Origin of the sequence: Anoxybacillus andreesenii (assembly GCF_030813005.1) — a bacterium.
In the GTDB taxonomy this organism is placed as follows: Bacteria; Bacillota; Bacilli; order Bacillales; family Cytobacillaceae; genus Robertmurraya; species Robertmurraya andreesenii.
Genome location: NZ_JAUSTU010000032.1, coordinates 19,109 through 30,814, shown reverse-complemented (window position 1 = coordinate 30,814; position 11,706 = coordinate 19,109). Strand labels below are relative to the sequence as shown.

Sequence of the window (11,706 nt, the reverse complement as noted above, 5' to 3'; positions counted from 1 at the left end):
AGGCATGAACCAGTTCTCCCATGGTGATAAACATAACCTTATAACCTTGATTGATGGCTTCTAATCCTAATCCAACTGATAAGTGCGTTTTTCCTTTATGGAAAGTTTTCTATAATGGAAATTATCGAAAGAATTTGGTTATGGAAAGAAATTAGTGCTAATCCTGCTGTTTTCACAGAATGTGCTTTAATTTCTTTCCATAATATTTTTCACTGACAAAGATTTTTCAACCATTGAAGCATGTCTGTATTTTGTTCCCATTCGGGAACATCTTGGCTAGTTACTTGGGGATATGCAGCTTCCAATGCTTTTCTTTTAAGCTCTGTGTCAAATCTCAAGTATATTTCTGTTGTAGTAACACTAACATGACCCAACAAATCCCGAATATAGATCAAATTGACACCAGATTCCAACAGATGAAGGGCTTTCGAATGCCTCAACATATGTGGATGTAGCCGATCCGGGAAGTTTTCCTTGTCATGACTGATTTTAGCCTGTTTGAGATATTTGCCAAGAATGTACGTAATACCAGGTCGAGTAAATGCTTGGTATCTACTGTTGTGGAATAAAGAGCTTTGCATTCTTCCACTCTCAAGAAGATGGTTTTCTCTCATATACCCCTCAAGGATGTTTTTTGATTTATCCAGGATCGGAACATTTCTTTTCTTATTACCTTTACCAGTCAGGGTAATCGTGGCGGGTTTATTCAGCCTTACGTCACATACCTTTAAATCGATTAGTTCTTGAACTCGTGCGCCCGCATCATAAAGGATAACCATTAAGGCCAAATCTCGACGTCCTTTTTTCGTAGATGTATCAGGTTGTTCAAATAAATAAGCTAACTGATCCTTAGAAAGATGAGGGATCGTTTGGTTTTGTTTTTTCTTAAAAGGTATGCCAAGAATCTTTTGGCTTTCAAACAGTATTTCTGGATTCTCTGTCTGAGCGTAACGGAAAAAGCTGTGAATGGCGGCCAATCTTTGGTTTCGAGTGCTAATGCTTACATTTTTGGAACTTTCAAGCCAATGCAGAAATTCTTTGACGCAAGGTGTAGTCACGGAAGCAAAAGTAATCTTTTCCGGTTTCATTTGCTTGTTCTCCTGCATGTATATTAGGTATTGTTTAAATGTATCTCGGTAAGATTTAATGGTGTTTGGACTAACGTTTCTTTGCCCGGGCAAATAATCAGTTAAAAATCGCGCAAGAGTTTTTGCAAAATCAGTCTGCTTCATATAGCTCCACCTCCGGAATGGTGTATGAACAGCTTGCTTCGATTGTGCTTATGATGTCTGGATACAAATCCGCAGTTAAACGCAAATACCTTTGGCTACCACGTAAATCTTCGTGGCCAAGATAAGCAGAAAGGTAGGGCAGACAGTTGTTTAAATCCTTTCCCTCCAAAACCCACCTTTTCAAACAATTCACGGAAAAAACATGTCTAAAATCGTGAAGGCGTGGCCCTTTTCCTCTACCCAAATGCGAAATACCCGCTTGTTGTAAAACATCTCTAAAGAGTTTGTAGATTGTTGACTCGGAGTAATGACCTCCAAATGGAGACGGAAAAAAGTAAGGATTCCCCATCTGTCCGATTTGAGCAGTCATACAATAGTTTCGACATCTTTCTATGAGACTTTCTGCCATAGGTAATATTCGTTCTTTGTTAAATTTAGTGTTGCGGATATACAAAGTGCCCTTATTTAGATCAACGTCCTGAATCGTAAGATTCAATGCCTCGGATATTCGCAGGCCACACCCGTAAAGTAGCCGAAACAATAATGGTAATACCAAATGACGATTAGGTGTAACGTCATTTGAGGGATAGTTATCACATACCTCAAATATCCTTTTTATTTCATCGCTTGTAAAAATGTAAGGAATGTAGACATATCTGTCTAAAGCAACCATCGCTCTAGGATGAATAAATGAAGAATAACCAATGCGATTCATGTACTGCGCTAGCCCTCGCAATAGCGAAATCCTGCCTCCTTGTGTTGAAAGTGTCTCGTTCGGCTTTCGCGCAGTCCAATCCATAACCAATTCCTTGGTTAAAACTATTTCCGTTACCCCACGATTGTACGCAAAAGTGTCAAATCGCTTTAGCAATTCGGTGCCTTTTTCGAATTTATAGCCCACTGCTTGCTTTTCAGAAATATATCCCTTGATCAATACGGAAAAGACACTCATAAACTTTGGATTCTTAGTCATTCCGGAACACCTCCTCCGGATCCAGTGCACATGCCCTCAGTCCATTTAAATCTGTGTGCAAATATACCGTAGTTGATTTTGAATCCATATGACCAAGAATTTCAGAAATAACCGCAAGAGGTTCTCCCTGTTCTAATAGGGTGCTTGCCAGAGTGTGCCTCAAAGAGTGTAGTCCGTGTCGCTTACCACGTGGAACGATAATTCCTGCTAAACGAATGTACTTCGTAATGATATTATGGAGATTGGCGTTTTCTCCAAATTCCTTAAAGGGGGCGTTCAATCGTACGAATATATATGGCACATCACAGACAGGACGTGCATTTTGAAGATAATCGATGAGAGCCCAACCAACATCATGTAAAATAGGGTAGGTTGTTTCCACTTTTGTTTTTTCCTGCTTAATGGTAATTGTTTTGGTATCCCAGTTTAAATCAGTGAGTTTCAAGGCCTTGATATCACCAGCCCGTATTCCAAGCTTTGCAACGAGGAGAAGGATCGCATAATCTCTCTTTCCTAGGGGGCTTCCTCGGTCAATGACATCAAGCATGCGTTTAACCTCTTCCTGTTCCCACGTTGATGGAACTTTGGGATAATGATATTTATTTTGCTTTGGAACGCTAAGGGATAAGTCCTTTTCAGTATATCCATTGAGATAAAGAAACCTTAAGAACACCCTTAAGGTAGTCAATATTGAAGAGATGCTTTTTTCATGTTTCGGACTGATGCTTATAACATAATCTGAAATAATTCCCGGTGTAATCTCGTTTACATCCATTACTTTGCGCAACGATAGGTAATCCACAAAAAAGAAAAGCCGCTGTAATCTGGTTCGCATTCCGCGTTGTGAATATTGATTGCTTTCGCACTCCTTCTCATATGCTGTTAAAACTTCCTCAAATTGTGGTGGTTTTACATATCCCTTTCGCTTTACAATCCTACGAATAATAACACCATGAAGCTGATAATCTCCTAATAGTCGTACCGACCGGATAGCCTGTTTTCCCTTTTTGGGAAAGCTCTCCTGACAGTAGTCTATTATGCAGCCATATCTTTCTTTCAAATACTCTCTTCCTAAGTTTTCGGAAAAATAAATTTCGCCTTTTTCTCGTGCAAATGCACAGATTCGCTTGAATGAAGCCCGCAACCCGCATATTGTGTTGTATGCATAATTTAGCTTCTCAAGTTCTTTGACGACCTTCGCTGCGAGTTCCTCAATTGGTTTTCTAGTTTCCATTTTTTAACCTCCAATAGACATGATAAATTCATTGTCTATTCTGAGGTATTATGGAAAGAAATCAATGTACATTTGCCGGAATAACAGGATGTGCGCTCATTTCTTTCCATAACCAAATTCTTTCGATAATTTCCTATGCCTGGCGGTCCAAGTAGAATAATATTATATAATTGTTCCACCCATGTTAATTCTCTCAGATGATTTAATTGCTTTTGACTTAATGATTGTTGTTCTTCTAAATGAAACTCGTCGAGTGTTTTTTGAAAAGGGAAGGCAGCCCATTTTAGCCTTTTTTCCAATTGTTTTTCCTCTCTTCGTTTCTGTTCATATTCCAAAATACTGTTAAGAAAAGAAAGATAGGAGGATTCGTTTGTCTCAGCTTGTTTAACAAGCTGAGACAAAGAATGGGCTGCTTCTGATAAATGGAGAGTTTTTAAAAGCTCTTCTGATTTTTTTAATTGGCTCATTTTCCTCCCTCCAATACGGCTATATATTCATTTACATCTCTTTTTTGAGCATAGGTTTGAGTAATAAACTCATTTTGTCCATGGAATGGTTTAATTTTAACTTCATCATTACGGATATCTGTAATATTTATTTGTCGTTGTCGTTTGATATACTGAACCATATCGACAAAATCTGTTGCACAAAAAAGTCTCTTATCTACACACTCCTCTAAGGCCTGATTAGATATTTCTTGCGGTGTCCTTTTTAGCTGATTCATAATTATCTGTAATTGATCCCGTATATATCGAGGATATCGATCTCTAATTTCATCCAGAAAATATTGTGCTAAATGGGAGTCCGTAAAATAACTGGATACTGTATCCATATAAGCATCGATTCCTTTTGATCGATCCCTGGTATGTTGCCGGTCTTGAATCAATTGACCTTTCCCATGACAAATTTTATGCTTGGCCATTAACGGACCATTTGGAGATGCATATATAAGCAGATGTTCTTCGGTTCTTTGGATATAAACCTTTTCTTGTTTATTAAATGTACCTAGAGGAACAGAATATCGGTTGGACTGATATCGGATTGTATTGTCTTGGCGAACCGTTCTTGTTATACTAGATACAGGTTTTACATGACTGAATTCTAACGGGTTAGGGACTGGTCTTAAATGGTGTTTTTCTTCTTGAAACACTTCGACCGGTCTTTTTTTTGTAGTATGATGAATTTTATAGTTCCCTGTACGATTAAGCCATTTCCACGAATCTTCATTCCAGCGATCGATATTGGTAAATATCCGATGCTTTGCGAAATTTTTCTTAATATACCCGACTACATTTTCAATTCTCCCTTTGCTTTCTGGATCTGCTTTGCGACAAATTCTTATCTTTAAGTTACGCTGTTGTCGGTAGACTTCAAACTCCTTTGTGTAAATGAGGTTTCCCCCATTTTCACTGACGACAATGACTGAATCCTGGTCATATACCATTTCATGCGGAATCCCTTCAAACCACTTAAAAGCATTTTCATGGGCATTTATCAAATCCCTTGTTGTAAAAGGCCTATCTAGCCATTCTACATATTTATAACGTGAATGTGATAAGACAAAAGCAATGAAATAAAGTTTTACTTTCTTCCTTTCAGGGGTCTCCTGTATGGTTTCTCCAAAATCCACTTGTGCTTGTTCCCCCATGGCCATTTCTGGAACAGCTTCATAGTCACGAACACGTATTTCTTTTGGGATATCATAATCTTCTCGAAGTTTCCTAACATACCCTCTAACAGTGCTTTCCGATATTTCCAAGGAAGGATATCTTTCTCTTAACCAATCTTCCACTTGGGCAGCTGACATGTCTGGATTCTCTTTAAGCCAGGATAAAATCTTATCCTTATATGGATCTAATTTTTTCGACCTGACTTGGAGGGAATCTATCCAGTCTGCCATTTCTTTCGGATCCTTTTGAAGATATCGATACAGAGTGGGTCGAGAAATTCCCAGCCTTTTAGCTATTTTTGCTTTACTAAACCCTTGATTTAATAATTGACGAATCTCTACATACACTTCAAACTTGTCCACCTTTCATGTCCTCCATCACTGTAAATCATCATCAACGAATAAAATATAACAGTGATAGAGAAATATTTTAATAGGAACGGATGTTAGTAAGTTCTGATTTTTCTTTATCCTTCTGCCCTAGGGCAGAAGGATAAAGAATCTAACCATCCAAGTTTAAAAGTGTAAAATATTATTTATCGGAAACTGTTAAATCTAGTTTATCAGTCACAACTGTGTACATTTACACAGTGGAATCAATTTTGTGACACCAGAACAATGCCACACAGGTGTGCATATGGAAATACTGAAAAAGCGCAAAGAAGTTTACGAACTAGCGAAGCAAAAGCATCCAGAGCGTTGGTCACGCTCAACTAGAGACTGGAGCGCACATGATTCAGTGGCTTTAAATCCTATGAAGGAAAAAAGAGAAACGGATGGAACCAAATAACCTCGCTGCGACCAAGCTTGAACCTTTTCCCTTCTCATCAAAGAACAGAATTCATTCTGTTCTTTGATGAGAAGGCCACCAAGCGAAGCGCGGTAGTAACCCCTAACGTTCTTACACTAGCAAACAAGTGAAATACGACAACTTTCTTGACAAACACCGTAACTGACTTAACTTCTCTAATTCTAAAATGACATCTTCAATTTTAGCTCCTCTAAACATCTTCTTTCGAAAATCTTGGTCCATCAATATCGCCTCCAACTATTTTTTGTATACATTTGTATACAAGGTTACTGGAGAATATTCTCTAAAAAACAAAAAAACTCCTTTTTTTAGAGGAGTAAATATTGTTGAGCTAATCTGCCCGTTAGGCTGACTCCAAGACCACGGCACACCACTGGCTAAGCAACAACCTTCGTGTTTGAAAATCCACTTTGCTTCTTCATCTTGACATGTTTGTAGAACTACTTCCCACAATTTATAAGAATTTCTTTGATAGTTTAAAACCATAGTCAAAGATAAAAAACAACCATTAAATCATCTTCATTAACAACACCAATTAGAACATCTTCTGACATTACTTCTCCACCCGGCATTTTACTTTTATCATTGATCCATTTCCTTCCAGAGATAACTCAATAGACCTTATTGTCCCATCGTTTGCAGTTATATTGGATCCTTTCTTTGTTCTAGGTTGTAGTTTCTATTTCAGGGTATTGTAATCGTAATATTTCATTTGCATTTTCCAACTGCTTAAAATACTCAGAATAAGAAACACTTAATTTTTTCATTGCAGGAATAAACACATCATAGTAACCACTTGTTTTATTAAACTCTTTAAGAATTGTTTGGATTTTATAGATAGGTGATTTTTTGTACTCATCGGACTGTTTGTACTCTAAGTAATCCTCTATAATCTCCTTGTTTTCTGACAAGAAATTATCAGGATTCTCAATAGATTGCTTTATATTCTCTATCATCTCACGAATATTTTCTAAGGAAATATGCTTTGTGCTTTCTAAAATAAACGATTGTAAGTCTTCATCAAATTCCATCAATGGTGCGTTATCAAGAAATTCTATTATTTCTTCAAATGCAGATTGCTGTTCTGCGGTTGTAATCGGTTCATTTAAAAAACGTGCAAAATGTAGACAAATAAATCGACCGTAGTAACCAGGAAATGCCTCTAATAGCTTTTCGGTTACAGTTAAGCTCTTCTCAATAGCCTTCAATTCTTCACTTAGTTCGTGCCAATTATTGCCAATAATTAGTTGGTCAATCATTACTTTCTTTGCTTTCTCTCTCTGCATTATTAATTCTTTTTTTATTGATATTTTTTGCAATGTATTGTTTGTCTCATCGTCAAGCACCAATTTGATTTCTTCAGTGCTTAGACCAAGTTTACGGAAAACATAAATTTTCTTTAAACACTCTACATCACTTTCTTTGAAATCTCGATATCCGTTGGGCAAAATTTTAGGAAAAACCAATTTTTGTTTCACGTAATATTCTATTGCCTTTTTAGTCAGATTTGTTAACTTGCTTACATCATTGATTAACATCAAATCACCTCCAAAATGAATATAAGCTAACACCCAAGGTGATGGTCAATAGGTTATCCCTTTGGAAATCCCCATCTTTATAGCTTAATTCTGCATCTAATCTATTAACATACCATTCAGATGAGGGTTCCATATTCGTTACTGGAATATATATGGTTCCAACCCTTAATAATTTTTCACTTAGTAAGAGCTCTTTCCAAGATTCTGATAAATAAATAATTTTTTCTCTATATACGTTTATCCTACAAAATATTCCATAATTTCAAATGCTAAACAAACCCGCTCCGTTAGTACAATTATTTTAAGGGGAAGAGCTGCAATGCCTTTTTGATTAACGCCACCTTTTAATTCAATATGACAATACATAGTTTACTGATTTGGATTATTCTCTTTTAAAAATTCAATCAATTCTTCCTCGCTGTAGGTTTTAATAACGACTTCTTCTTGAAGTAAACAGCTCATTCATTTAAGAAAAAATCACAAATGCAGTCAGATAATCAATCGCACCCGTTAGCTGAATAAGGAGACCTATAATTTTTTGTAATTATCTATTATGAAGATAACAATTGTTTTCCGAAGGGTAAATAAAAAGCTCACTCTTTAACTCAATATTCTCCGCTTTAAGACATTCTTCTTATTTTGAGTGAAGTGCGCGCTCAAACTCCAGTATCCATTTATAATCCAAAGGAGCATTCACTACTTCGTAAATTCCTTTTGCTGCAACAACATCCCGCTCGAAGGTATAAATTTCATAATCTCCGTTTTTGTATACGATTCGAAGGGTAAACTGTTCGCTTGGATGGTCAGAATTCCAACCATCTTTCATCGTTAGCCTAACTTGATATTGATTTAAATAATCAGCAAGTTGATTAATTTGTTCTTGGTTTACCTTTGGAATTTCAATTTCAACGCCGTAGAGTTCTCTATCTTTTGTTGTCAAAAGAATGCGATCAGCTTGATCAATATTAAGTACATTACCTAAATCTTGCTCACGATATTTATAGAAGGTAAAAAAGATAACAATGAATAGGATTAGTGCAGCAATTAGTACATATTTCTTCAACACGACACCCCTATCTTAAATCATATTTTGTACACACAAAAGAATGGTAAACTGTTGTCTATATGCCACTCACATCCTTTAACTTATTTTTCTGAAAGTTTAAGGTTTGAAAAAATTGACTTATTTCCCCTAATTACAGTATCCATTTCTCCAAGCAATCCAACAACCCTTGTTTCACTATTCTGCATCGTTACTTGAATAAGGAATATGTTGTACAATTCCAATGTTTCGCACCTGTTTTTCTTTTTCCTTTCCAACCTTTTTTCTGCAATTCCTTTGCTATTAACCTATTAAAAAAAACATGTCCCACCAATACTATCAATTTATATTCATTTGCATAATCAATTAACTGTTGTGATGCTTTTTTCGCCCTGAACTTTGCATTAGTTATAGACTCGCATTCGTTAGAATATCCACAGAGCCATAATAATCTTAAAATGACTGCCCATATACTCGGTCTTAATTTAATATTCAATAATTTCTTTGAACAAGTGGGCAACCCAGTTTCCCGAAATAGAGGGTCAGAGATTATTTTAACTTCTGGATTTAATAACTTGGCTGATTTAATAGCCCTTTCTAAATTGCTGGTGACAACAATTTTTGCATTTACTACTTTTTCTACTGTTTCGGAAGGATAAGTACCCTCCTCAAACACTCCATGAATATCATACTTTTCAACCCATTGCTTAAACTCTAAACAAGTTATTGTATCATTTTCGGTTAATTTTGATTTCCCGTGTCTAATCAACGATATTTCCATAGTTTTCTCCTCAAACTCACTTTAGCAACTAACATTATTTTCTATAAGCAGTTCAAAAATCCCTCTTATGTAAAACCCCTCAATACTCAAAAAAGAGAACGCCATAGTGACGATCTCTTTGTTAATAAAGCGGCCTCCTTTAGTTCAAGTAGCTATTTTGTATTTTTTTAGGAATTCAAAGAACATTTGGAGTATCAGACGTGCTAATGGCGTAGTCAAAGGAAGCAGAATAAATGCATAAATTGTGCCCCAAACAATAACACCCTCTACGTTAACACCTGTATACCCACCTTCTGTATAAGTTCTAAGACTTCCCCCTCTTACAACATACTCTCCAAATAAAGCACCAATCGTTCCACTGTATAGTGTGATAAATAATGCGGTTATCAGGCTTAAAAACCAAAGCTGTTTGTTTGTAATGCTTTTTCGTTTTGTGAAATAAAGTCCTAATATTGCAAAGGTCAATATAAAAGGAATAATGGTTGCGAAATATAACCAACTCTCACCAAATAAAGATGTAAAGCCACCTGCCAAACTTTGTGTAACCAACATAAACAGAAAGGAAATACAAAACGATAAACCAACCCCGAAAATAATACCAATAATGATTCCCTTTGCACTTTTCAAAAAATACTTCACCTCCCATTCAAAATTGGATCTTGTTTTCTCCTTCACTAATTGCCCCTATACTTCAATAAAAAGGGTGAGATCTCCTTGGATTATCGCCCCCTTAACTATAAGTTCAATATTACATAATATTCTACTTGTATACTGGTACTACAAATCCTTTTTCATTGTCCAAGAACCACCATCGTCTTGATACACTTTTTGGAATCCGTTTTTTTCGTACAATTGTAGTGCTGTATTGTTGTGAGGGTCAACGCTTAATGATAACGCCGTGTAACCAATAGAACGAGCAAAACTAATCATTTCTAATAACAAAATCTTTCCAATTCCTTGCCCCCTGTGTTGAGACATAATCGCCATCCCAAGTTCAGGTGTATCGTCATCTATGAAACCATAGCCCGCATTTTCACGCTCTAATAACCTTATCCAAACTGCCCCTACAGGGTTATTCTCGCCATCCAAGGCAATCAATGCATGGTCATCGTTTCCGCCCCAGTTTTTAAGGTATTTCTCTATATTAGGTTCTTTCAATATAATTTCTCGACTGGGTGCATGTTGCCCCTCTGGGAAGTATATAGATTGATACAACATTTCCCATAGGAACAACATATCTCTCTCCTTAAATGGTCTAATTGAATATTCCAACGATGGCCACTCCTTAAACTAATTTTTTGAGACCGCTAACGTCAATAATCTTTCCCCTTTAGTGAAAAAACTGGTCCAGCTTATTTTAGAAATGCATCCCGTTACTTTTAGAAGGAAAATGACATTTACAACATAATCGCACCCGATATTTTTTCATTGTTATAGGCCGGAAACCTTTATAAATCTTGTGAAAGTCGAACCATATCAATGACTTGGATGCCATTTTCAAAAATCGGTTCATCATAATGTCTGATAAAAAAATCACGGTCAATAGAAGTCATTCTGAAACCGCATTTTTGATATAATGCCAACTGAACGACTCCTGAATTACCAGTTCCTATCTCAATGGTTTTATAGCCTTCGCGTTTTGCAGTTTCAATGGCATGGAGAATAAGTTGTTTTCCATATCCCTGACCATGATAGTTTTCATTAACCGCAACGTTTACAATTTCTACTGTTTCTGGTCGAGTTGGAATTAGGACATATGTGCCTACATTTAATCCATTAAGATTCATAATAAAGCACTTACCTCTTGAAACGTATTCCCTGACAAGCTTTTCTGATGGGTCTGCCAATAATAGTAATTCCATTGGCAGTTCCTCATCCTTATTTAGTTCTCTTATCAAAATGAACACCTCTGTTTTCATTTTTATACCACATATGACCCGATTGACGCACAAACTTTATGCAGTTAAAGCCACTCTAACTATAGGTACATTTGTTCACAGATTTACTGTGTTAGTTTCAAAAAAGACTATCCTTGAATGCATTAGTTATGAGAAGGTTTTTGTAATTTTGCTTGAAAAAATAGAATGAATCCCAAAATGGAAAATGTCAAACCAAACCCAAATGTATAGTTAGTAATGCTCCAGATATCTGAAGGAGTTAAATCAATAATGGCCTGCATTTCATGAATTTTACCATTATATGCTGAAAAAATAAGTACCTTTTCTAACCCACTCAAACCCATCAAAATAATCCCTGATAAGATAAAAACAAGCCCTAAACTCTTCATCTTTTCTCACCTCTTAGTTATTTCTAATTAGATATTCTTCACTTTTTGCCAAAATCCCCTTTTTACTTAAGTCCCACACCCCTAATTTTACCATAATTATCTTTTTATGCCTTTTTGATTAATCCCACCCCATAGTCTA

13 protein-coding genes and 1 pseudogene are annotated in these 11,706 nt (G+C 36.2%); 1 reads left to right on the top strand and 13 read right to left on the bottom strand.

Annotation, left to right across the window (positions count from 1 at the left end; translation table 11 throughout):
• The 6 genes and pseudogenes from J2S07_RS19540 to istA all read right to left on the bottom strand — a co-directional run.
• Positions 1–94: pseudogene (locus J2S07_RS19540) on the bottom strand (ATP-binding protein); the annotation flags it as partial.
• Positions 95–209: 115 nt separating this feature from the next.
• Entirely contained in the window at positions 210–1,232 is a 1,023-nt protein-coding gene (locus J2S07_RS19535; RefSeq protein WP_307152084.1) for a tyrosine-type recombinase/integrase, read from the bottom strand.
• Positions 1,219–2,205 (bottom strand): tyrosine-type recombinase/integrase, encoded by a 987-nt coding sequence (locus J2S07_RS19530; protein WP_307152083.1) that lies wholly within the window; start codon positions 2,203–2,205, stop codon positions 1,219–1,221. Before J2S07_RS19530 ends, J2S07_RS19535 begins: the two co-directional genes overlap by 14 nt.
• Positions 2,198–3,439 (bottom strand): site-specific integrase, encoded by a 1,242-nt coding sequence (locus J2S07_RS22045; RefSeq protein ID WP_307152082.1) that lies wholly within the window; start codon positions 3,437–3,439, stop codon positions 2,198–2,200. Before J2S07_RS22045 ends, J2S07_RS19530 begins: the two co-directional genes overlap by 8 nt.
• Positions 3,440–3,474: 35 nt before the next feature.
• A complete protein-coding gene (locus J2S07_RS19520) occupies positions 3,475–3,906 on the bottom strand; it encodes an ATP-binding protein (protein WP_307152081.1) in 432 nt (143 codons plus the stop codon).
• Positions 3,903–5,471 carry an IS21 family transposase gene (gene istA, locus J2S07_RS19515; protein ID WP_307152080.1) on the bottom strand — a complete coding sequence of 523 codons (1,569 nt, stop codon included), beginning with the start codon at positions 5,469–5,471 and terminating at the stop codon, positions 3,903–3,905. Before istA ends, J2S07_RS19520 begins: the two co-directional genes overlap by 4 nt.
• A gap of 274 nt (positions 5,472–5,745) precedes the next feature.
• On the opposite strand from istA, the gene J2S07_RS19510 reads away from it, so the two are divergent.
• Positions 5,746–5,898, top strand: coding sequence for a hypothetical protein (locus J2S07_RS19510; RefSeq protein WP_307152079.1), 153 nt, complete (start codon positions 5,746–5,748; stop codon positions 5,896–5,898).
• A gap of 686 nt (positions 5,899–6,584) precedes the next feature.
• Here the strand turns inward: J2S07_RS19510 and J2S07_RS19505 are convergent.
• From J2S07_RS19505 to J2S07_RS19475, 7 genes are all read right to left on the bottom strand, one after another.
• A complete protein-coding gene (locus J2S07_RS19505) occupies positions 6,585–7,457 on the bottom strand; it encodes a MerR family transcriptional regulator (RefSeq protein WP_307152078.1) in 873 nt (290 codons plus the stop codon).
• A gap of 634 nt (positions 7,458–8,091) precedes the next feature.
• Positions 8,092–8,520 (bottom strand): hypothetical protein, encoded by a 429-nt coding sequence (locus J2S07_RS19500; protein WP_307152077.1) that lies wholly within the window; start codon positions 8,518–8,520, stop codon positions 8,092–8,094.
• A 190-nt stretch (positions 8,521–8,710) separates the two neighbouring features.
• Positions 8,711–9,280 carry a histidine phosphatase family protein gene (locus tag J2S07_RS19495; RefSeq protein WP_307152076.1) on the bottom strand — a complete coding sequence of 190 codons (570 nt, stop codon included), beginning with the start codon at positions 9,278–9,280 and terminating at the stop codon, positions 8,711–8,713.
• Between the two features lie 144 nt (positions 9,281–9,424).
• Complete coding sequence (locus J2S07_RS19490) at positions 9,425–9,907, bottom strand: hypothetical protein (protein WP_307152075.1); 483 nt, start codon at positions 9,905–9,907, stop codon at positions 9,425–9,427.
• A gap of 150 nt (positions 9,908–10,057) precedes the next feature.
• Complete coding sequence (locus J2S07_RS19485; protein WP_307152074.1) at positions 10,058–10,552, bottom strand: GNAT family N-acetyltransferase; 495 nt, start codon at positions 10,550–10,552, stop codon at positions 10,058–10,060.
• Between the two features lie 176 nt (positions 10,553–10,728).
• Positions 10,729–11,199 carry a GNAT family N-acetyltransferase gene (locus J2S07_RS19480; RefSeq protein WP_307152073.1) on the bottom strand — a complete coding sequence of 157 codons (471 nt, stop codon included), beginning with the start codon at positions 11,197–11,199 and terminating at the stop codon, positions 10,729–10,731.
• Between the two features lie 122 nt (positions 11,200–11,321).
• The gene (locus J2S07_RS19475) at positions 11,322–11,567 is read right to left on the bottom strand and encodes a hypothetical protein (protein ID WP_307152072.1); all 246 of its coding nucleotides are present in this window, start codon (positions 11,565–11,567) and stop codon (positions 11,322–11,324) included.
• Positions 11,568–11,706: the final 139 nt, after the last annotated feature.

Bases quoted from the DNA above. Each gene is read 5' to 3' on its own strand.
- J2S07_RS19495 (WP_307152076.1), bottom strand. From the start codon at position 9,280: ATGGAAATATCGTTGATTAGACACGGGAAATCAAAATTAACCGAAAAT.
- J2S07_RS19510 (WP_307152079.1), top strand. From the start codon at position 5,746: ATGGAAATACTGAAAAAGCGCAAAGAAGTTTACGAACTAGCGAAGCAA.
- J2S07_RS19520 (WP_307152081.1), bottom strand. From the start codon at position 3,906: ATGAGCCAATTAAAAAAATCAGAAGAGCTTTTAAAAACTCTCCATTTA.
- J2S07_RS19530 (WP_307152083.1), bottom strand. From the start codon at position 2,205: ATGACTAAGAATCCAAAGTTTATGAGTGTCTTTTCCGTATTGATCAAG.
- J2S07_RS22045 (WP_307152082.1), bottom strand. From the start codon at position 3,439: ATGGAAACTAGAAAACCAATTGAGGAACTCGCAGCGAAGGTCGTCAAA.
- J2S07_RS19505 (WP_307152078.1), bottom strand. From the start codon at position 7,457: ATGTTAATCAATGATGTAAGCAAGTTAACAAATCTGACTAAAAAGGCA.
- J2S07_RS19480 (WP_307152073.1), bottom strand. From the start codon at position 11,199: ATGAAAACAGAGGTGTTCATTTTGATAAGAGAACTAAATAAGGATGAG.
- J2S07_RS19535 (WP_307152084.1), bottom strand. From the start codon at position 1,232: ATGAAGCAGACTGATTTTGCAAAAACTCTTGCGCGATTTTTAACTGAT.
- J2S07_RS19475 (WP_307152072.1), bottom strand. From the start codon at position 11,567: ATGAAGAGTTTAGGGCTTGTTTTTATCTTATCAGGGATTATTTTGATG.